The organism is Klebsiella sp. SWET4 (genome assembly GCF_024296565.1).
Classification (GTDB): Bacteria; Pseudomonadota; Gammaproteobacteria; order Enterobacterales; family Enterobacteriaceae; genus Klebsiella; species Klebsiella variicola.
Map to the genome: position 1 here is coordinate 86999 of NZ_JANCOB010000003.1, position 19460 is coordinate 106458.

The window sequence follows — 19460 nt, forward strand, 5'->3', positions numbered from 1 at the left end:
CGCCGCGCCATGGCTGACTCATCCAGCGCGAAGGCGGCGTATCGGTTAATTGTTACGGGTAACTGTTATCGGTAACATTGTCATGCCGGACCTGTGGAGAAGCAATATCCATTCGTGCCAGATGTGAATATGTGTGATCTACTTCAAACTTGTCAGTTTAAATTGATCCGCCCGGTGACAATGTGAAACCTAAATCTAACATCTTAGGGGTAATCGCTTCACCACGAATGCGCGCCAGCAGCCGTTCGGCGCCGATGCGTCCCATCCGCTCGCGCGGGGTCAGGACGCTGGCCAGCCGCGGCTCCATCACCTGGCCGATATCATGGCCGTGGAACCCGGCGATCGCCATATCATCGGGGATCTTCAGCCCCAGGCGCTGGCATTCAAACGCCGCGCCGACCGCAAGGTCATCGTTGGTACAGAAGATACCGTCAAGCTGCGGATATTCGCGGCGCGCCTGACGCATCAGCTCAATACCCGACGAGTAGGACGAAGACTGCTCCACCATCACGCTATAGGGCGTCATCCCGGCGTCGAGCATCGCCTGCTCGTACCCCTTCTGTTTGATGATAGTTCGTTCATCGAGACGCGCCCCCAGATAGGCGACGTGGCGGTGGCCGCGGGCGATAATCGCTGCGGTCATCTGCCGGGCGGCTTCAAAGTTATCAAACCCGACGGCGATATCGAGGCACGGCGACCGGCTGTCCATCAGCTCCACCACCGGAATGCCGGCGACTTCAATCATCTTCAGGGTGCGAGGCGTATGAGTGCGTTCGGTGAGGATCAGGCCGTCAATGTTCCAGGAGAGCATCGATTCGAGGCGTTTCTCTTCCATTTCCGGCTTATAGCCGTAGTGCGCCAGCATGGTTTGATAGCCGAAGGCGTCGGTGACGCTTTCGATACCGCGCAGCACTTCCGAGAAGACCTGGTTAGTTAACGACGGCAGCAGCACGCCGATGGCGCGGCTGGTCGCGTTGGAGAGAATGTCAGGGGCGCGATTGGGAATATAACCCAGTTCATCGAGGGCAACGGCAATCTTGCCACGCAGCGCTTCGGAGACCTGCTCCGGGTTGCGTAAATAGCGACTGACCGTCATTTTGGTCACGCCGACAAGATCGGCTACATCCTGAAGTACGGGTCTTTTCTTTTTCATCGTCCTGACTGTGATCAACGGGGAAACATTTTCTCAGTTTATCACGGACAAAGCGCAACCTTCGCCGATGTTGGAGAAGGTTGCGCAATTTATTTAACCTGGCTCAGATAACTATCAAACCGGCGGCAGATCGAACAGCAGGATCTCGCTATCGCTGTCGGCATGAACCGAAATCGCCTGCTCGTCCCAGATGGCCAAACCGTCGCTGGTGGTGGCTTTGGTACCGTTGATGGTCACTTCGCCTTTGACCACCTGGATCCACACGCGGCGTTCCGCGGCAATCTGGTGAACCGACTGCTCATCTTTCAGCAGCGCCCAGCGATAGAGTTCCATATCCTGGTACACCTTCAGCGAGCCATCTCGCGCATCTGGCGACAACACCAGCTGTTTGCCCTGGGCGGCGTCGAAGCGGCGCTGCTCGTAGCGCGGGGTAATGCCGGTTTCTTCCGGAATAATCCAGATCTGATACAGACGCAGACGATCGGTTTTGCTCGGGTTGTACTCAGAGTGGCGCACCCCGGTACCCGCACTCATGATCTGGAACTCGCCTGCCGGCACCTGCTCTTTGTTGCCCATACTGTCCTGGTGCTCCACCGCCCCTTCCAGCACATAAGTCAGGATTTCCATGTCTTTGTGTGGATGGGTACCGAAGCCCTGACCGGCGTCGATGACGTCGTCGTTAATCACCCGCAGGGCAGAGAAGCCCATAAAATTCGGGTCATAATAGTTGGCGAAAGAGAAAGTATGCCAGGAATCCAGCCAACCATGGTTAGCGTGGCCACGTTCGTTCGCTTTGCGTAAGTAGATCATGTTGCACCCCCGTATGTTTTCGATGGAGTCAGTGTGGACCCATTTCGCCGTCGATCATAGAGGGTGAAAATTGACTCCTCTGTTCAAAAAATATGAACAAGCGTCGAGGAGCCCGTTTTGCTTATTTTGCCAGGGTGATGGTGGCCGGAGAAGGCTGTTCAAAGCCGCACTCCAGGATCTCCATATTGGTGAGAACGTCAGATTCCTTGACGTAATTCGGCTGGCCGTTGACGAGAGTTTCATACAGCGCGTCGTACACCCGACCGTAGTCGCCGGTCTCCAGCGGCACCGCTTCACGCACCGTCTCCCCCGCCTCGTTGACGTACACCAGCTCGCCGACGCTGTCGTCCGCGCCAAAACCCGGCTCGCCCGGCATGATATTGGCCTTCAGGCTGGTCTCCTGCTGGTCAATGCCGTATTTCACAAACGAACCTTTATGGCCGTGAACGATGAATTTCGGGTAGTCGATCTGCACCAGGTGGCTGGTTTTGACGATGGCCTTCAGATCGCCGTAGAACAGTTGGGCCTCAAAGGTGTCATCCGGGTTGGCTTTATTGCGCAGCGAGCGCAGATCGTAAGAGACATGGTCCGGACGGCCGAACAGCGAAATGATCTGATCCAGGGTATGCACGCCGAGACCATAGAACTCGCCGTTTTGCGGGCCGCCGGGGTTGGTCTCCGCCACCGGGCGGTAGTTATCGAAATGGCTTTCGATCTCCACCAGTTCGCCGAGTTTCCCGCTCTCAATCACCTTTTTGGTGGTCAGGAAACAGGAGTCGAAACGGCGATTCTGGTAGGGCGTCACCGTGAGACCTTTGCTGTTTGCCAGGGAAAACAGGGTTTTGGCCTCCTCAAGCGTCGGGGTGAACGGCTTTTCCACCAGCACGTTTTTCCCCGCCTCCAGCGCCTTTTTCGCATATTCGAAATGACTGTCGGCGTGGGTGCAGACCACCACCAGTTTGACCTGTGGGTCGTTTAACACGTCATCAAGATCGCTGGTGAAATGGATATGGGAATACTGCGGCGCCTGCTCCTCGGGCTTCGCCCGGCGGCGGTAAATGTGCGCCACCTGCCAGCGGTCTTTGCGTTGCAAAACGTAAGGAAGGTGATAGCGGGTGGTGCTTTTACCAAAGCCAATAAATGCACAGTGCAGAGTCATAACGCTGTCCTTAGTTGATGAGCTACCTTCAACCATAGCGCAAGCCGGGCCATCACTTCATCCTCTCTGTCCGCTTTCCTGGAAGATTCGCCAGCAAAATAGCTCAAGCATCACTTATACGAAAATATTAATAACTAATTGATTAACCAGTGATTAATTCGCCATTTTCCAGCTAAAAAACTTGATCCTAACGGCGAAACTACGGATAAGTGGAGGGCAAACCAGGACGTTGCTGATGACTAACGGAGTAGCCAGACGCTGCTAATGGACAAACAGTATTTCGCCATAAACGGCACCCTTTTTTTCTGGCTTCTTGGACTGATCGCCTGGTCTGTCGATGCCATCGCGCTGGCGCGCCTGGCGGCCGCCTGCGCGCTTGTCGCTTTCCTCCTCCATAGCCAACGGAACAAGATTAACGCGATGTTTATTAAGAAAAATAAAACGGAACCTCAAGCGTCAGAAGCAGCCACACTTCCGGCAATAAACCCAGAACCCGAAGCGGTCGCCAGCAAAAAACACGAGACCACGATCATCGCCAGCGGGGTACATTTCGTCGGCAATATCGTCGCCAGCGGCCATGTCTATATTCACGGCCAGTTGACCGGCAACATTGAGGCCAAAGAGCATCTGATTAAGGTAATGCGTGAAGGCCAGGTGGAGGGCAACATCAGCTGCCGGGAGCTGATTATTGACGGCAAGGTGCAGGGCCAGTGTCATGGCGATAGCATCACCATCGAGGAGCACGGCCATCTGGATGGTACCCTCGCCTATCGCGCGCTGGCGATCAAGAAAGGCGGGGTTTTTAGCGGTCGCGCTGAAATGCTGGCCGCAGCGGAGAACAAAAGTCATATTCTCGGTCTGGTAGCAGACACGCCATCCAAAGCCGACGCGGAGCCCGCCAGGCCGCAGAGCGCCTGAAATAGCGGCAAAAAAAAAGCCAGCACCCGGCTGGCTAAAGTAATACTGGAAGCAATGTGAGCAATGTCGTGCTTTCAGGCTTTCCGCAAGGGTCTCCCTGAATGCAGGACAATAATAATCATTCTCATTCGCACTTGTCTACTTTTTTTTGCAAATAATGCGTGTTGACTCGAACGCCGTAGTCAGTGATGTTTAAAGGGACTTTTCACCTGAATGAGGAACAAGGAATGAGTGACATCGTGATACGCCATGCTGAACCGAAAGATATTGACGCGATTCGTCAAATTCACGCCCAGCCGGAGGTGTATCACAACACGCTACAGGTCCCTCATCCATCCGAACATATGTGGCGGGAGCGGCTAACCGATACGCCCGGCGTGAAGCAGCTGGTGGCCTGTATCGATGAGCAAGTCGTCGGCCATTTAAGCATTGCCGTCGTCCAACGTCCCCGCCGTAGCCACGTCGCCGATTTTGGTGTCAGCGTGGATTCGCGCTGGCACAACCGCGGCGTCGCCAGCGCGCTGATGCGTACCATGATTGATATGTGCGACAACTGGCTGCGGGTTGAACGTATTGAGCTGACGGTGTTCGCCGATAATGCCCCGGCGATTGCGGTGTATAAGAAGTACGGCTTTGAGATCGAAGGCACCGGCAGGCGTTACGCGCTGCGCAACGGTGAGTATGTGGATGCGTATTATATGGCGAGAATGAAGTAGCGTGTTGCCGGGTGGCGGCTTCGCCTTACCCGGTCTACGGTCTGTGCGGCCTGTCTTTAATTTATTCACCGTGCTGGCTGAAACCACCGGTGTTGGTGGCCTCAAAATCGCTGAGACGTTCCCGGCAGGCCGGGATAAGTCGAAGGTACCACGAAGTGGCGATTTTGGCGGCCAGAGCCCGGGAGTACAGAGGGCGGCGGCGACTGGCCGCCCTCTGTGCGCTCCCTGCGCCATGAGAGTCATAACGCAGAAGAAATATCGGGAGCGCAATGTGCTCTGAATTAACACAAAGCACATATTTTTCCCGGACCAAAAAAGTTGCAAACCGATAACAGTATCTACGTTCGCACAGTTGTAGGCCCGGTAAGCGCAGCGCCACCGGGCAACACATCAATACCCCGCCGTTAAATCATCCGGCGAACGCGGATCGGAGGCGCCATACAGCATACCATCCGGTCCCACCATAATGCTCTGGGTACTGCCCATCGCCTCTTTCAGCGCCACTTTCTGCCCCTTCGCCTCGAGTAGCTTCAGGGTATCCGGGCTAAAGCCTTTCTCCACCCGCAGCTCATCCGGCAGCCATTGATGGTGGAAGCGCGGCGCGTTGGTGGCTTCCGCGACGTTCATCCCGAAATCGATGGTATTGACCACCATCTGCAGCACGGTGGTGATGATCCGGCTGCCGCCCGGGCTGCCGGTCACCAGCCAGGTTTTGCCGTCTTTCACCACAATGGTCGGCGACATCGACGACAGCGGGCGTTTTTTCGGCTCCACCGCATTGGCGTCGCCGCCCACCAGACCATAGACGTTAGGCACGCCGGGCTTCGCCGAGAAATCATCCATCTGGTTATTGAGTAAAATACCGGAATCGCCGGCCACAATGCCGGTACCGAAGGTGGTATTCAGCGTATAGGTCACCGCCACCGCATTACCCTCTTTATCGACCACCGAGAAGTGGGTGGTCTGGTTACTTTCATACGGCGCCAGCTTGCCCGGGCGGATCTGACTGGAAGGTTTGGCCTTGTTGACATCAATCTCGGCGGCAATTGCTTTGGCGTAAGCTTTGCTGGTCAGCGCCTGCCACGGCACTTTGACGAAGTCAGGGTCGCCGAGATATTCAGAACGGTCGGCATAGGCGTGTTTCTCCGCCTCCGCCATCACCTGCATAGCATCGGCACTGCCAAAGCCATATTTCTGCATATCGAAGTTTTCGAGGATATTGAGGATCTGCACGATGTGGATCCCGCCGGAAGACGGCGGCGGCATGGAATAAACCTCATACCCGCGATATTCGCCGCTAACCGGCGTACGCTCCACGGCCTTATAGCTGGCAAGATCGGCTTTGGTGATTAGCCCGCCGTGCTTTTTCATCTCGTCAGCGATCTGGTCGGCGATGGCCCCTTTATAGAAGGCCTCCGGGCCGTGCTCGGCAATCAGCTCCAGGCTCTTACCGAGATTCTTTTGCACCAGCCGGTCGCCCTTTTTCAGCGGCTCGCCGTTCTTCCAGAAGATCGCTTTACTGTTTTCATGCTGCGGGATCACTTCGCTGCCATAGGTCTTCAGATCGTCCGCCAGCGCATCGTTAACGATAAAGCCCTCTTCTGCCAGCTTAATCGCCGGGCGGATCACTTTGTTCAGCGGCATGGTGCCGTATTTTTCCAGGGCGAGAGAGAAACCGGCGACGCTGCCTGGCGTGCCGGAGGCCAGATGCGAAGTCAGTGATTTTTTACTGTCCGGGTTGCCCTGGTCGTCAAGGAACATGTCGCGGGTGGCCTGTTCCGGCGCCATTTCGCGGAAATCGATCGCCGTGGTCTTGCCGTCTTTAGTCCGCAGCATCATAAAACCGCCGCCGCCGATATTCCCGGCCTGCGGATGCGTGACCGCCAGCGCGTAGCCAACCGCCACCGCCGCATCGACAGCGTTGCCGCCCTGGCGCAGAATATCCACGCCGACGCGGGTCGCCAGCGCGTCCACCGACGCCACCATCCCCTGCCGGGCGCGTACCGGGTGGAACACATCTTCCTCTACGCCATAAGAGACCGGCGGCGGCGGTGGCGGATTGGCGGCGACGGTGAAACTACCGCCCGCCAGCAACGCAGCGATGACCACCTGGCGCCATATTGTTGTTTTTATCATTGTCTTACTCCTGAAAGGTAGGTTTCATTCCCCGCTTAAGCCTGGTTGATAACTCCTAAAAAATCATTGTTATGGCGGATTCGAGGTACACTTAAGTGATCCCACGCACGGGAGGAGAAAACCATGAAAGCGATTCTGTTTCTGGCGGCGCTGATGCCGCTTGGCGTATTAGCCCAGCCGATCAATATTAATAACAACCCTAACCAGCCGGGTTACGTGGTGCCCAGCCAGCAGCGCATGCAAAATGAGATGAAGGTGCAGCAACAGCAGCAGCAGAGCATGCTGAAGCAGGATCTGAACAATCAGACCCGCTCGCAGCAGCAGCATTTGCAAAACCAGTTGCAGACGAATCAGCAGCGCGCGGCCCAGGGCGGCAATCTCAATCCGCCGCAGCAGGTGCTACCGAACAACAACGGTGGAATGCTGCGGCAGACCAACCCGTAAAGGTCAGCCGCCGCAAATCCGTCTTAAGGGTGGAAATTCGGCCCGATGACGTCAATGGCATCGGTGCAGATGCAATCTACACCCCAGCGCAGCAGCTCGGCGGCGCGCTGGGGTTTATTGACCGTGTACACCAGAATATGCAGGCCGGCCTGTTTCAGGCTCGCCACCCGCGCCGCATCCAACAGCTTGTGATTGAGGTGAATCGACACGCAGCCCAGCCGGGTGGTCAATTCGCGCCAGTCATCGCGCCACTCATCCAGCAGCAGCCCGCGCGGCAGCTCGGGCGCGGCTTCCTGCGCCGCCTCCAGAGCATCGATTTCAAAGGAGGAGAGCAGCGGCGCGGCCATGCCTTGCCACAGATCGCGCGCAGCCAGGGCCACCACGTTGCCGGTCTGCGGCCCCAGCCCGGTGGTCGGCTTAATTTCGATATTCGCCATCATACCGTGACGGCGGCAGCGCTCCGCCACCTGAGAGAGCAACGGCAGCGGCTCGCCCTTAAATTCACGGCTGAACCAGCTGCCGGCATCGACCTTCAGCAGATCGTCCCACGCCAGCTCGCCCGCCACGCCCCAGCCGTTGCTGGTGCGTTCGAGATTATCGTCATGCAGCAGAAAGATCTGCCCGTCCTTCGACAGCTTGGCGTCAAATTCAATCATCGTGTGCCCGTAGCGGGCGCCAACGTCGATAGCCGCCAGGGTGTTCTCCGGCGCCAGTTTACCGCCGCCGCGATGGGCGACGATGTGGGGATAAGGCCAGTTACTCATGCGCGTTGTCCTGTTTCACCATCAAAGAGGTGCAGATGTTCCAAAGGCAGATGCAGCCATAGCGTGCTGCCGCCCGCCGGGCGCTGCTGATGCGGCAGTCTGACCACCAGCTTCTGCTCGCCCCAGCGCCCGTGGGCGAGGTTATCGGCACCTAAAATTTCCAGGGTATCCATCAGCAGCGGAATGCCGCCTTGCGCCTGCGAGCTTAAAATAAAGTGCTCCGGGCGGATACCGAGCGTCATTTTACGCCCGGCGTAGCGCCGATGCTCGTGATTCATCGGCAACGCCATGCCACCGGCCAGCTCGAAGCGACCGCCGTCATCGCTGATGCGCCCTTCCAGCAGGTTCATGGCCGGGCTGCCGATAAAGCTTGCCACAAAGCGGCTGGCGGGCTTCTCATACACTTCCACCGGGGTGCCGATCTGCTCGGCAACGCCTTTATTCATCACCATCACCCGCTGGGCCAGGGTCATCGCTTCGACCTGATCGTGGGTGACGTACAGCGAAGTCGTTTTCAGGCGGCGATGCAGCTGCTGCAGTTCCAGACGCATCTGCACGCGCAGCTTGGCGTCGAGATTTGACAACGGTTCGTCGAACAGGAATACCGCCGGGTCACGCACGATAGCGCGGCCCATCGCCACGCGCTGGCGCTGACCGCCGGAGAGCTCCCGCGGGCGACGCTTGAGCAGACCATCCAGCTCCAGAATACGCGCCGCCTCCTGCACCCGCTCGGCAATCAATCCCTTACCCATGCCGCGGATCTTCAGCCCCCACGCCATGTTCTCTTCCACGCTCATATGCGGATAAAGCGCATAGTTCTGGAACACCATCGCGATGCCGCGATCTTTCGGTTCCATCTCAGTCACCCGTTTGCGATCGATCCAGATATCGCCGCTGGTCACCCGCTCCAGTCCGGCAACCATCCGTAGCAGCGTTGATTTCCCGCAGCCCGACGGGCCGACCATGACGATAAATTCCCCGTCCGCCACGTCCAGCGTCAGCGGTTGAATCACCTGGGTTTTGCCATCCCAGCTTTTGCTTACTGCCTGTAGTTTTAAACCAGCCATTTTATTTCTCACTATCGACCAGGCCACGCACAAAGGCGCGCTGCATGGCTAAAACGATGACGACCGGCGGGATCAGGGTCAGCAGCATCGCCGCCATCACCTGATTCCACTGGGTAGTACCTTCGCCGGTGGCGATCATGCCTTTGATACCGGCGACGGCGGTGCCAAGATTCACATCCTGAATAATCAGCAGCGGCCACAGATATTGGTTCCAGCCGTAGATAAAGGTGATGACGAACAGCGCCGCAAGATTGGTTTTCGACAGCGGCAGCACGATGTCGCGGAAAAAACGCATCGGCGAAGCGCCATCAATACGCGCCGCTTCAATCAGTTCGTCCGGCAGGGTCATAAAGAACTGGCGGAACAGGAAGGTGGCGGTGGCCGAAGCCATCAACGGCAGCGTTAACCCGGCGTAGCTGTCGAGCATGTCGAGGTTGGCGATGACCTCCACCGTCGGGAAAATCCGCACCTCGACCGGCAGCATCAGGGTAATAAAGATCATCCAGAAGAACAGGTTACGCAGCGGAAAGCGGAACCAGACGATGGCGAACGCCGAAAGCATCGACACCACGATTTTGCCGACCGTAATGGCGAACGCCATGATGAAACTGTTGAGCATCATCAGCCAGAACGGCGCGCTGTTGACGCCGACGCCGTTCACCCAGATGGTCTTCATGTTCTCCAGCAGATGGCCGCCGGGGATCAGGGTCATCGGCGTTTCAAACACCGATTGGTTATCCAGCGTCGCCGCCACGAAGGCGACGTACAGCGGGAATAAAATGACGGCAATACCCAGAATCAGCATGGTGTGGCTGAAAATCGTCAGCCCGCGACGGTTCTCAATCATTGGTAACGCACCTTACTTTCAACGTAACGGAACTGCACCACCGTCAGGATAATGACGAGGAACATCAGCACCACCGACTGCGCGGCGGAAGCGGAAAGATCGAGTCCGGCAAAACCTTCGCGATAGATTTTGTAGATCAAGGTGGTGGTGGCCTGCACCGGGCCGCCGGCGGTGGCGGCATCGATCACCGGGAAGGTGTCGAAGAAGGCGTAAACCAGGTTGACCACCAGCAGGAAGAAGCTCACCGGCGCAATCAATGGCAGCGCCAGCTTAAAGAAGCGACGAATGGGCCCGGCGCCGTCAATGGCGGCGGCCTCAACCAGCGAACGCGGGATCGACTGCAGCGCGGCGAAGAAGAACAGGAAGTTGTAGCTTATCTGCTTCCATACCGAGGCGAAGACCACCAGGAACATCGCCTGGCCGCTGTTTTGCGCGTGGTTCCAGTCGTAGCCCAGCTCGCCGAGGAAATGGGTGATCAGCCCGCGCCCGGGGTTAAAAAGGAAGATCCACAGCACCGCCGCGACGGCGGGAGCCACGGCGTACGGCAGCAGCATCAGCGTTTGATAAAAGCGGCTGCCGCGCACCACATAGTCGACCAGCGCGGCAAAAAACAGCGAAACGAGCAGGCCGCTAACAGTCACCAGGGTGCTGAATTTTATAGTGGTCCAGAACGAGTCCAGATAGTACGGGTCGTGGAACAGCGCAACGAAGTTATCCAGGCCGACAAACTGGCTGGAGAGACCAAACGGATCGACGCTCTGCAGCGAGTACCACAGCGCTTCGCCCGCGGGCCAGATAAAGAAAATCAGCGTGATAATCAGCTGCGGCGCGACCAGCACATAGGGCAGCCAGCGTGAGCGGAATACCGGACGGGATGATGACATTGAGATTGGGTTCCTGAACAATGCCGGGAGGCGGCTACGCCTTACCCGGCCTACATAGGGCACATCGTAGGCCCGGTAAGCGCAGCGCCACCGGGCAAGTTACAGATTACGATTTGGTCGCTTGCTCGAAGCGACGCAGCAACTGATTCCCACGCTGAACAGCGGAATCCAGCGCCTGTTGCGGGGTTTTCTTGCCGGTCCACACGCTCTCCAGCTCTTCATCGACGATGGTGCGGATTTGCGGCATGTTGCCCAGACGCAGGCCTTTGGTGAACGGCAACGGCGGCTTGTTCAGCATCTGGCGGGTGGCGATATCGGCGCCCGGGTTCTTATCATAGAAGCCCTGCTGGCGCGTCAGATCGTAGGCCGCAGTGGTGATCGGCAGATAGCCGGTTTTCTGGTGCCATTCGGCGGCGATTTCCGGTTTGGTCAGGAAGTCGAGGAACTTCGCCACGCCGGTGTAAGTCTCTTTGTCTTTACCCTGCATCACCCACAGGCTGGCCCCGCCGATGATGGCGTTCTGCGGCGCGCCTTTCACGTCGGCATCGTATGGCATCATGCCGACGCCGTAGTTGAATTTGGCATACTGACGAATATCGGCCAGCGAGCCGGATGACGCGGTAGTGATCGCGCAGTCGCCGTTATAGAACTTCTCGGTGGACTCGTCTTTACGCCCGAAGTAGCTGAAATCGCCCTTCTTGTTCATCTCTTCGAGCAGGGCGATATGCTTCACCTGCTCCGGCTTATTGAACTCCAGTACCGCATCGGTACCGTCGAAGCCGTTATTTTTCGTGGCCACCGGCAGACCATGCCAGGCGCTGAAGTTTTCAATCTGGATCCAGCCCTGCCAGCCGCTGGCGTACCCGCACTTCATCCCGGCGGCTTTCAGCTTCGCGGTATAGGCCGCCAGATCCTGCCAGGTCTTCGGCGGCTGCTCCGGATCTAAGCCGGCTTTTTTGAAGGCGTCTTTGTTGTAGTACAGCACCGGCGTAGAGCTGTTAAATGGCTGGGAGAGCAGATGGCCGGTTTTCGAATCGGTGTAATACCCGGATACCGTCGGCACGAACTGCGATTCATCAAACTTGATGCCCGCCTCGCTAAACACCTGGTACACCGGCTTAATGGCTTTTGACGCCATCATGGTGGCGGTGCCGACTTCATACACCTGCAGGATCGCCGGGGCGTTGCCGGTACGGAAAGCGGCGATACCGGCGCTCAGGCTCTGTTCATAGTTGCCTTTGTATACCGGAACGATTTTGTAATCAGGATTGGCCGCGTTAAAGCGTTGCGCCAGAGAATCCACTTCTTTACCCAGCTCGCCTTCCATTGAGTGCCAGAATGGGATGGTGGTAACCGCCAGGGCCTGACCGGCAAAAGCCAGGCTCAGCGCCAGTCCTAAAGCTGTATGTCGTAACGATATCATCGGTTATCTCTCTTGTTGTGCCGGATGCGCGATTTCACGCGTTTTATGCTCGCGGGGTAACATGACATGTTCGAATTACAGAAAAATAACTTTTTTATTACAAAAAAAAGATAGTAACGGGTCAGAGAGATGACAAGCCGATGAAAGGACGGGGGAAGTAAAGTGGGAGCTGAGACACGGATAATAGTTGCGCGATCGGCTCCCGGGGTCGGCGCAAGCGCCTCGCCCGGGCTACAACGGCTTGGGTAGCCCGGCCAAGCGAAACGCCGCCGGGTTGCAACGATTTAACCGTCATCCGCGCAAACGCGCGACAATCTGTTCCAGGGTAAGTTGCCCCGCTGCCGCCTCGACGGTCATGCCGACGAAGTCCGGGTTCGCCGGCAATATAATTCCATTTCGCTTTAAAAAAAGCAGGGTAATAAACAGTGCCGTACGCTTATTTCCATCATTGAAAATATGGCCGCGAGAAATCGCCAGCAGGTGCATCGCAGCGAGTCGCCACACGTCTGTCACACCTTCATATTCAATTTTGTTTAGCACCCTATACATTATCGCTTCGGCACGCCCCGGGTCGGGCATACCGGCAACGCCAGGCGTGACGCGGAGCAGCCTGTCGTGAAACTGTATTATCTCTTCCGCTGAGATAATCTGCAGCGTCATTTATCCGCAAGCTCCCTGATCTCATCACCATGAACCGCCATAATAGCCGCGAACTCATCATCCATTCTGGCCGCCTGGTAGCGTTCAAATTCTTCTGCACTAATGATGACCGCAGATTTATGCCCACGACGGGTAATGGTCACAGGTATACCTGTCACTGCGCTTTCCAGCACATCGGCCAGATTTTGTCGGGCTTCGCTATAGTTAACCGTTCTCATAAATACCTCCAAAGCTGTACTCTTTTATTGTACAACATACATGTACAATAAAAGAGCCATCAGGCTCTTTTAAAGGTATTTATGCGATCGGCTCCCGGGGTCGGCGCAAGCGCCTCGCCCGGGCTACAAACCTACAAACCGGCGAAGCGAATGACGCCGGGTTGCGATGAATTAACCGCCGAGATAGGCGCTGCGCACCGCCTCGTTGGCCAGCAGCGCGTCGCCGGTATCCTCCAGCACCACGTGGCCGTTCTCCAGCACGTAGCCGCGGTCGGCCAGCTTTAGCGCCTGGTTGGCGTTCTGCTCAACCAGGAAGATCGTCATCCCCTGCTCGCGCAGCTGCTCGATGGTGTCGAAAATCTGCTGAATGATAATCGGCGCCAGCCCTAATGAGGGCTCATCCAGCAGCAGCAGGCGCGGCTGGCTCATCAGAGCACGACCGATCGCCAGCATCTGCTGCTCGCCGCCGGACATGGTGCCGGCGCGCTGAATACGGCGTTCATGCAGACGCGGGAACAGCTCATACACCCATTTGATGCGGGTCTGGAACTGATCGCGGTCGGCAAAGAAACCGCCCATCGCCAGGTTCTCTTCCACCGTCATACGCGAAAAGACGCGCCGCCCTTCCGGGACGATCGCCACCGCTTCACGCATGATTTTCGCCGTCTGCCAGTCGGTAATATCCTTACCGTCAAAGACAATGCGCCCGCTGGAGGCGCGCGGATCGCCGCACAGCGTGCCAAGCAGGGTGGTTTTTCCCGCGCCGTTGGCGCCGATCAGCGTAACGATCTCGCCCTGTTTGATATGCAGGCTGACGTTGTGCAGCGCCTGAATCTTGCCGTAGTGGGCGCTGACGTTGTCAAAAGTTAACATCGCGTTTTCCATCTTATGCCTCACCAAGGTATGCGCGGATCACGTCCGGGTTATTACGAATCTCTTCCGGCGTCCCGTTGGCCAGCGGCGTCCCCTGGTTCACGACGTAGATGCGATCGGAAATGCCCATCACCAGCTTCATATCGTGTTCGATAAGCAGGATGGTGGTGTTGTGATGGTTACGCAGCTCGGCGATAAGCTCGTCCAGCTCTTTGGTCTCTTTCGGGTTCAGCCCCGCCGCCGGTTCATCGAGCATCAGAATTTCCGGCTGGGTCACCATGCAGCGGGCAATCTCCAGCCGGCGCTGGTCGCCGTAGGCCAGGTTGCTGGCCTGACGGTTGGCGTGCTCCAGCAGGCCGATACGCTCCAGCCAGGTGGCGGCCCGGTCCAGCGCTTCGCTCTGCGCCCGACGGAAGGCCGGCGTTTTCAGCAGGCCGGAGAAGAGCCCGGTTTTCAGCTGCTGATGCTGCGCCACCAGCAGGTTTTCAATCACCGTCATTTCGCGGAACAGACGCACGTGCTGGAAGGTCCGCACCACGCCCATCCGCGCAATCTGCTGACCCGGCAGCCCTTCCAGGTGCTGGTCGCGCAGCATAATGGTGCCGCCAGTGGGCTTGTAGAAACCGGTCAGGCAGTTAAAGACGGTGGTCTTCCCGGCGCCGTTGGGGCCGATCAGCGAGACAATCTCGCGCTCTCTGAGCTCCAGCGAAACATTGTTGACGGCCAGCAGGCCGCCGAAACGCATCATCAGGCCGCTGACGGATAATAATGGCTGACTCATGCCTGCTCTCCTTTCGCCTGACCGTTTTTCAGCTTCAACTGCACGCGCGTCATTGGCAGCAGCCCCTGCGGACGCCAGATCATCATCAGCACCATCAGGCCGCCGAGCATTAACATGCTGTATTCGTTGAAGTCACGCATCAGCTCGCGCGAGACCACCAGCAGAATAGCCGCGAGGATCACCGCGAACTGCGAGCCCATCCCGCCCAGCACAACGATTGCCAGCACGAAGGCCGACTCGGCGAAGGTGAAGGATTCCGGGCTGACGAAGCCCTGGCGCGCGGCGAACAGCGTCCCGGCGAAGCCAGCAAACGCGGCGCTGATGGTAAAGGCGGTCAGCTTGATGCGCGTCGGGCTCAGGCCCAGCGAACGACAGGCGATCTCATCTTCACGCAGCGCTTCCCACGCCCGCCCCAGCGGCATTCGCAGCAGGCGGTTGATGACGAACAGGCTGAGCACGACCAGCAGCAGCGCCACCAGGTAGAGGAAAATCACCCGGTCGGAGGGATCGTATTTGACGCCGAAGAAGTTGCTGAAGGTATCCCAGCCGCCTTCGCGGGCGGTACGGCTAAATTCGAGGCCGAAGAAAGTCGGTTTCGGGATCTGGCTGATGCCGTTCGGCCCGCCGGTGATCTCGGTATTGTTGAGCAGCAGAATACGCACAATTTCACCGAAGCCTAAGGTCACAATCGCCAGATAGTCGCCGCGCAGACGCAGCACCGGGAAGCCCAGCAGGAAGCCGGCCGCCGCGGAGACCAGGCCAGCCAGCGGCAGACAGGTCCAGAAGCCGAGACCGTAATAGTGGTTCAGCAGCGCGAAGGTATACGCGCCGATGGCGTAGAACCCGCCGTAGCCCAGCACCAGCAGGCCGGAAAGGCCGACCACCACGTTCAGCCCGAGGCCGAGGATGATATAGATCATCGTCAGGGTGGCGATATCCACCGTGCCGCGCGACACCATAAACGGCCATGCCACGGCGATCACCAGCAGAGCAATCAGGAACAGCTTCTGCTTCACCGTTGAGCCGTCAATCGCCGGCATAATAAACTTCGGCCCGGAGACGTTCTTAACCGCTTTCTGGAACAGCGGCCGCAGCAGCTGGAAGAAAAAGACCACCGCGGTGCCGATAAAGATCCACTGCCAGCGAATATCGGCGGCGGTATCGACCACCAGCTTGGTGCCGTCCAGCTCCAGCTGCACGCCCATAAAGACGCCCGCCAGAATGAAGAACATCACGGCAGACAGCAGCGCCATTGCAATTTGCATCGGTTTCATACTTTTTCCACCTCCGGGCGGCCCAGAATGCCGGTCGGCATCACTAACAGCACCAGAATCAGCAGCGCGAAGGAAACAACGTCCTTATATTCAGTGCTGAGATAGGCAGAAGAGAGCGCCTCGGCAATACCCAGGATCAAGCCGCCGATCATTGCGCCAGGAATACTGCCGATACCGCCGAGCACGGCGGCGGTGAAGGCCTTCATCCCGGCCATAAAGCCGATATAGGGGTTAATCACGCCGTAGAACTGGCCGAGCAGCACGCCCGCCACCGCCGCCATCGCTGCGCCGATGACAAAAGTCAGGGCGATGACGCGGTCGGTGTTAATCCCGAGCAGGCTCGCCATTTTCAGGTCTTCGGCACAGGCGCGGCAGGCGCGCCCCATCCGCGAGTAGCGAATAAACAGCGTCAGGGCCAGCATGGCGATAAAGGTCACCACCCAGATCACCAGTTGCATGGTGGTGATCGTCGCGGAGAAGCTGTCGCTGTGGCCGACGACCCACTGGCCGTTAAACAGGCTCGGCAGCGCCACGTCGCGCGACCCCTGGGTCAGGCTGACGTAGTTCTGCAGGAAGATAGACATCCCGATAGCGGAGATCAGCGCAATCAGACGCTTAGAGTTACGCACCGGCCGATAGGCAACGCGCTCGATACTCCAGCCGTAGGCGCTGGCAATCACAATGGCGCCCACGAATCCGGCGGCGACCAGCAGCCAACTGGTGTCGATGCCCATCATCATCAGCGCGGCGATGATCATGAAGGAGACATAGCTGCCAATCATGTAGACCTCGCCGTGGGCGAAGTTGATCATGCCGATAATGCCGTACACCATCGTGTAGCCGATGGCGATCAGCGCGTAGGTACTGCCCAGCGTGACGCCGTTAAACATCTGCTGCAGAAAATAGAGAAACTGCTCGGACATAAGGTAACCTTTTTCAAACCGCCCGCGGTTCGCGGGCGGAGGGATAACTCGTCTTCAGCGCTTATTTCGCCGCGCTCGAAGAGCCGTCGGCGTGCCACTGGAAGACACCAAACTCAAATCCCTTCAGATCGCCTTTTTCATCCCAGGTCAGCGGCCCAATCACGGTTTTCGCCCCGTGCGCTTTCAAATCTTTGATTAAATCCAGCGGCTGCTGGCTGCCGGTTCTGTCCATCGCCTGCGCCAGCGACTGAACGGCGGCATAGGTGATCCAGACATACGGCCCGCTCGGATCTTTCTTCTCCGCTTTCAGCGCGTTGACGATGGCGCTATTGGCAGGGTCCTGATCGTAGCGTTTTGGCATTGTCACCAGCATGCCTTCCGCCGCGGCGCCCGCGATATTGGACAGCGAGGCGTTGCCGACCCCTTCCGGCCCCATAAACACTGTTTTCAGCCCGACGGAGCGCGCCTGGCGCAGCATCTGGCCCATTTCCGGGTAGTAGCCGCCGTAGTAGACGAAGTCAATGTTCTCTTTCTTCAGGCGCGCCAGCAGGGCGGAGAAATCTTTTTCCCCCGCGGTGATGCCGTCGAAGAAGACGATATTGGCCCCGGCTTTCTTCAGGTTGTCCTGCACCGAACGCGCCAGCCCTTCGCCGTACTGCTGCTTGTCATGAATGATGGCGATACGCTGCGGTTTCACTTTCTCGACGATATATTTCGCCGCGGTCGGCCCCTGCGAGGAGTCGAGGCCGGCGGTACGCATGATGTACTGGTATCCGCGTTGGGTCAGCTCCGGGTTGGTCGCCCCGGGGGAGATCATCAGGATGCCTTCATCCTCATAGATGTCGGAAGCCGGCTGGGTGGAAGACGAGCACAGGTGGCCGATAACGTACTGAATGCCGTCGTTGACGATTTTGTTGGCCACCGCGACCGCTTGCTTCGGATCGCAGGCGTCGTCATATTCGACGGCCACCAGCTTGTCACCCTTAATACCGCCGCTGGTGTTGATGTCTTTAATCGCCTGACGCGCGCCATTGAACTCCATGTCGCCCCACTGGGCCACCGGACCCGACATCGCGCCGACCACGGCGACCTTAATATCCTTGGCCATCGCCGCGTGCGACATCGCTAATGCGACAATGCCCGCGACGATGGTTTTCGCGTTCCTTTTCATGCTGCAGAACCCCGTTCGTGATGTGGTGTAAATGTTTTGTATTTTTATGGTTAAAAAGCATTCTGTGCTTTTATTAAACAACGCCATTTTTACCATTGAGTTTAATGGTTTAGCGCAGCTTTTCACTAAAAAACAGATTAAAATCTCTATTTTTCAGTCGATTAAGCAAAGATAATATTCTGTATTTTGGTGAAGATAAACAAAAAAAAGTCCATCCTGCAGCATAAAATAACGATACATAAGGCGGAATAAAACGCTGCACATTAGGTTAAAATCCTGCTTATTTTTCGATCCATGACGGATTGCGCTACCCTGACTACATCCGGAAAACGAATCCCCTGATGTATGCGCAAAAAACAGCGCTCCGCCAGACAGCAATTTTGGGTACACTGGCGCCTCTGTTTTGCACTGGATTTGCCGCCCATGAAACTGACCATTATCCGTTTACAGCACTTCAGCGATCAGGATCGCATCGACCTGGGGAAAATCTGGCCGTCGCAGGATCTGTCGACCCTAACCCTGGACGAGAATCATCGTCTCTACGCCGCCCGCTTTAACGAACGCCTGCTGGGCGCCGTGCGCGTCACCCTGCGCGGCGTCGAAGCCGAGCTCAGCGATCTGTGCGTGCGTGAAGTGACCCGCCGCCGCGGCGTCGGGCAATACTTAGTGGAAGAGACGTTGCGTGATAACCCGGCCATCAATAGCTGGCGCGTCGCCGACCAAGGGGTGGAGGACCGCGGCGTGATGGCCGCATTTATGCAGGCGCTCGGCTTTAGCGCCCAGCAGACCGGTTGGGAAAAGCATTAAGCCGTAGCCCCAATATGCGGAGCATGACCAAGGAAGAACCCGGCGGCGCTTCGCTTAGCCGGGCTACCTGGAAATTGTAGCCCCGGTAAGCGCAGCGCAACCGGGATCAGACAACGCATCTGCGGCGTGAAAGGCCCCCGCCCATTTAACCCAGCATTTCGCGTGGCAAAAAGGCGTCAAGACCCGAAACATCAGTAAGTGACCGGGGTTGAGGGCCGCAGACAACGCATCGGCAGCGGGAAAGGCGCCCCCACCCATTTAACCCAGCATTTCGCGTTGCAAAAAGGCGTCAAGACCCGAAATCCCCGGGAGCTTACATCAGTAAGTGACCGGGGTTGAGGGGTGCAGACAACGCATTTTCAGCGTGAAAGGCGCCCCCCATTTAACCCAGCATTTCGCGTTGCAAAAAGGCGTCAAGACCCGAAATCCCCG

General features: G+C 57.5%; 20 protein-coding genes. 4 read left to right on the plus strand and 16 right to left on the minus strand.

Annotated elements, in window-relative coordinates:
* Positions 1-157 precede the first annotated feature (157 nt).
* The 3 genes from gntR to NKJ21_RS09595 all read right to left on the minus strand — a co-directional run bounded on the left by gntR (position 158) and on the right by NKJ21_RS09595 (position 3122).
* On the minus strand, positions 158-1153 hold the full coding sequence (gntR, locus tag NKJ21_RS09585) for a gluconate operon transcriptional repressor GntR (RefSeq protein WP_002920777.1): 996 nt from the start codon (positions 1151-1153) through the stop codon (positions 158-160).
* 114 nt (positions 1154-1267) lie between these two features.
* The gene (locus NKJ21_RS09590) at positions 1268-1963 is read right to left on the minus strand and encodes a pirin family protein (RefSeq protein WP_002920779.1); all 696 of its coding nucleotides are present in this window, start codon (positions 1961-1963) and stop codon (positions 1268-1270) included.
* A gap of 121 nt (positions 1964-2084) precedes the next feature.
* Entirely contained in the window at positions 2085-3122 is a 1038-nt protein-coding gene (locus NKJ21_RS09595) for an oxidoreductase (RefSeq protein ID WP_254732870.1), read from the minus strand.
* Between the two features lie 264 nt (positions 3123-3386).
* On the opposite strand from NKJ21_RS09595, the gene NKJ21_RS09600 reads away from it, so the two are divergent.
* Together NKJ21_RS09600 and yhhY are read left to right on the plus strand one after the other, a co-directional pair.
* Positions 3387-4040 carry a polymer-forming cytoskeletal protein gene (locus NKJ21_RS09600; RefSeq protein WP_008806981.1) on the plus strand — a complete coding sequence of 218 codons (654 nt, stop codon included), beginning with the start codon at positions 3387-3389 and terminating at the stop codon, positions 4038-4040.
* Between the two features lie 227 nt (positions 4041-4267).
* Positions 4268-4756 carry an N-acetyltransferase gene (gene yhhY, locus NKJ21_RS09605; RefSeq protein ID WP_004181470.1) on the plus strand — a complete coding sequence of 163 codons (489 nt, stop codon included), beginning with the start codon at positions 4268-4270 and terminating at the stop codon, positions 4754-4756.
* Between the two features lie 390 nt (positions 4757-5146).
* Here the strand turns inward: yhhY and ggt are convergent, their stop codons facing one another.
* Positions 5147-6892, minus strand: coding sequence for a gamma-glutamyltransferase (gene ggt / locus NKJ21_RS09610; protein ID WP_023340785.1), 1746 nt, complete (start codon positions 6890-6892; stop codon positions 5147-5149).
* A gap of 123 nt (positions 6893-7015) precedes the next feature.
* Here ggt and NKJ21_RS09615 point away from each other — a divergent pair, with 123 nt between their 5' ends.
* Positions 7016-7336 (plus strand): DUF2756 family protein, encoded by a 321-nt coding sequence (locus tag NKJ21_RS09615; protein ID WP_008806979.1) that lies wholly within the window; start codon positions 7016-7018, stop codon positions 7334-7336.
* Between the two features lie 23 nt (positions 7337-7359).
* Here NKJ21_RS09615 and ugpQ read toward each other — a convergent pair whose 3' ends face one another.
* From ugpQ to livK, 12 genes are all read right to left on the minus strand, one after another.
* Positions 7360-8100 carry a glycerophosphodiester phosphodiesterase gene (gene ugpQ / locus NKJ21_RS09620; protein ID WP_016161912.1) on the minus strand — a complete coding sequence of 247 codons (741 nt, stop codon included), beginning with the start codon at positions 8098-8100 and terminating at the stop codon, positions 7360-7362.
* Positions 8097-9167, minus strand: coding sequence for a sn-glycerol-3-phosphate import ATP-binding protein UgpC (locus NKJ21_RS09625; protein ID WP_023323353.1), 1071 nt, complete (start codon positions 9165-9167; stop codon positions 8097-8099). Before NKJ21_RS09625 ends, ugpQ begins: the two co-directional genes overlap by 4 nt.
* A 1-nt stretch (position 9168) precedes the next feature.
* Complete coding sequence (gene ugpE, locus NKJ21_RS09630) at positions 9169-10014, minus strand: sn-glycerol-3-phosphate ABC transporter permease UgpE (RefSeq protein WP_032740290.1); 846 nt, start codon at positions 10012-10014, stop codon at positions 9169-9171.
* Positions 10011-10898 (minus strand): sn-glycerol-3-phosphate ABC transporter permease UgpA, encoded by an 888-nt coding sequence (gene ugpA / locus NKJ21_RS09635; protein WP_012967120.1) that lies wholly within the window; start codon positions 10896-10898, stop codon positions 10011-10013. Before ugpA ends, ugpE begins: the two co-directional genes overlap by 4 nt.
* 106 nt (positions 10899-11004) lie before the next feature.
* Positions 11005-12321, minus strand: a complete 1317-nt coding sequence (gene ugpB / locus NKJ21_RS09640; RefSeq protein ID WP_008806974.1) for a sn-glycerol-3-phosphate ABC transporter substrate-binding protein UgpB — start codon at positions 12319-12321, stop codon at positions 11005-11007.
* Positions 12322-12612: 291 nt separating this feature from the next.
* A complete protein-coding gene (locus NKJ21_RS09645; RefSeq protein ID WP_002920800.1) occupies positions 12613-12981 on the minus strand; it encodes a type II toxin-antitoxin system death-on-curing family toxin in 369 nt (122 codons plus the stop codon).
* Complete coding sequence (locus tag NKJ21_RS09650; protein WP_032731361.1) at positions 12978-13199, minus strand: type II toxin-antitoxin system Phd/YefM family antitoxin; 222 nt, start codon at positions 13197-13199, stop codon at positions 12978-12980. The genes NKJ21_RS09645 and NKJ21_RS09650 overlap by 4 nt, the downstream gene beginning before the upstream one ends.
* A gap of 171 nt (positions 13200-13370) precedes the next feature.
* Positions 13371-14084, minus strand: a complete 714-nt coding sequence (gene livF / locus NKJ21_RS09655) for a high-affinity branched-chain amino acid ABC transporter ATP-binding protein LivF (protein ID WP_004145133.1) — start codon at positions 14082-14084, stop codon at positions 13371-13373.
* 1 nt (position 14085) lies between these two features.
* A complete protein-coding gene (gene livG / locus NKJ21_RS09660; protein ID WP_008806972.1) occupies positions 14086-14853 on the minus strand; it encodes a high-affinity branched-chain amino acid ABC transporter ATP-binding protein LivG in 768 nt (255 codons plus the stop codon).
* Positions 14850-16127 carry a branched chain amino acid ABC transporter permease LivM gene (gene livM, locus NKJ21_RS09665; RefSeq protein WP_008806971.1) on the minus strand — a complete coding sequence of 426 codons (1278 nt, stop codon included), beginning with the start codon at positions 16125-16127 and terminating at the stop codon, positions 14850-14852. The genes livG and livM overlap by 4 nt, the downstream gene beginning before the upstream one ends.
* Complete coding sequence (gene livH, locus NKJ21_RS09670; RefSeq protein ID WP_002920807.1) at positions 16124-17050, minus strand: high-affinity branched-chain amino acid ABC transporter permease LivH; 927 nt, start codon at positions 17048-17050, stop codon at positions 16124-16126. Before livH ends, livM begins: the two co-directional genes overlap by 4 nt.
* A 61-nt stretch (positions 17051-17111) precedes the next feature.
* Positions 17112-18221, minus strand: a complete 1110-nt coding sequence (gene livK, locus NKJ21_RS09675; protein ID WP_239270590.1) for a high-affinity branched-chain amino acid ABC transporter substrate-binding protein LivK — start codon at positions 18219-18221, stop codon at positions 17112-17114.
* A 423-nt stretch (positions 18222-18644) separates the two neighbouring features.
* On the opposite strand from livK, the gene panM reads away from it, so the two are divergent.
* Positions 18645-19028, plus strand: coding sequence for an aspartate 1-decarboxylase autocleavage activator PanM (panM, locus tag NKJ21_RS09680; RefSeq protein WP_012540387.1), 384 nt, complete (start codon positions 18645-18647; stop codon positions 19026-19028).
* Positions 19029-19460 lie beyond the last annotated feature (432 nt).

Excerpts from the sequence above, each read along its gene's own strand:
- gntR (WP_002920777.1), bottom strand. The coding sequence starts at position 1,153 with ATGAAAAAGAAAAGACCCGTACTTCAGGATGTAGCCGATCTTGTCGGC.
- NKJ21_RS09590 (WP_002920779.1), bottom strand. The coding sequence starts at position 1,963 with ATGATCTACTTACGCAAAGCGAACGAACGTGGCCACGCTAACCATGGT.
- NKJ21_RS09595 (WP_254732870.1), bottom strand. The coding sequence starts at position 3,122 with ATGACTCTGCACTGTGCATTTATTGGCTTTGGTAAAAGCACCACCCGC.
- NKJ21_RS09600 (WP_008806981.1), top strand. The coding sequence starts at position 3,387 with ATGGACAAACAGTATTTCGCCATAAACGGCACCCTTTTTTTCTGGCTT.
- yhhY (WP_004181470.1), top strand. The coding sequence starts at position 4,268 with ATGAGTGACATCGTGATACGCCATGCTGAACCGAAAGATATTGACGCG.
- ggt (WP_023340785.1), bottom strand. The coding sequence starts at position 6,892 with ATGATAAAAACAACAATATGGCGCCAGGTGGTCATCGCTGCGTTGCTG.
- NKJ21_RS09615 (WP_008806979.1), top strand. The coding sequence starts at position 7,016 with ATGAAAGCGATTCTGTTTCTGGCGGCGCTGATGCCGCTTGGCGTATTA.
- ugpQ (WP_016161912.1), bottom strand. The coding sequence starts at position 8,100 with ATGAGTAACTGGCCTTATCCCCACATCGTCGCCCATCGCGGCGGCGGT.
- NKJ21_RS09625 (WP_023323353.1), bottom strand. The coding sequence starts at position 9,167 with ATGGCTGGTTTAAAACTACAGGCAGTAAGCAAAAGCTGGGATGGCAAA.
- ugpE (WP_032740290.1), bottom strand. The coding sequence starts at position 10,014 with ATGATTGAGAACCGTCGCGGGCTGACGATTTTCAGCCACACCATGCTG.
- ugpA (WP_012967120.1), bottom strand. The coding sequence starts at position 10,898 with ATGTCATCATCCCGTCCGGTATTCCGCTCACGCTGGCTGCCCTATGTG.
- ugpB (WP_008806974.1), bottom strand. The coding sequence starts at position 12,321 with ATGATATCGTTACGACATACAGCTTTAGGACTGGCGCTGAGCCTGGCT.
- NKJ21_RS09645 (WP_002920800.1), bottom strand. The coding sequence starts at position 12,981 with ATGACGCTGCAGATTATCTCAGCGGAAGAGATAATACAGTTTCACGAC.
- NKJ21_RS09650 (WP_032731361.1), bottom strand. The coding sequence starts at position 13,199 with ATGAGAACGGTTAACTATAGCGAAGCCCGACAAAATCTGGCCGATGTG.
- livF (WP_004145133.1), bottom strand. The coding sequence starts at position 14,084 with ATGGAAAACGCGATGTTAACTTTTGACAACGTCAGCGCCCACTACGGC.
- livG (WP_008806972.1), bottom strand. The coding sequence starts at position 14,853 with ATGAGTCAGCCATTATTATCCGTCAGCGGCCTGATGATGCGTTTCGGC.
- livM (WP_008806971.1), bottom strand. The coding sequence starts at position 16,127 with ATGAAACCGATGCAAATTGCAATGGCGCTGCTGTCTGCCGTGATGTTC.
- livH (WP_002920807.1), bottom strand. The coding sequence starts at position 17,050 with ATGTCCGAGCAGTTTCTCTATTTTCTGCAGCAGATGTTTAACGGCGTC.
- livK (WP_239270590.1), bottom strand. The coding sequence starts at position 18,221 with ATGAAAAGGAACGCGAAAACCATCGTCGCGGGCATTGTCGCATTAGCG.
- panM (WP_012540387.1), top strand. The coding sequence starts at position 18,645 with ATGAAACTGACCATTATCCGTTTACAGCACTTCAGCGATCAGGATCGC.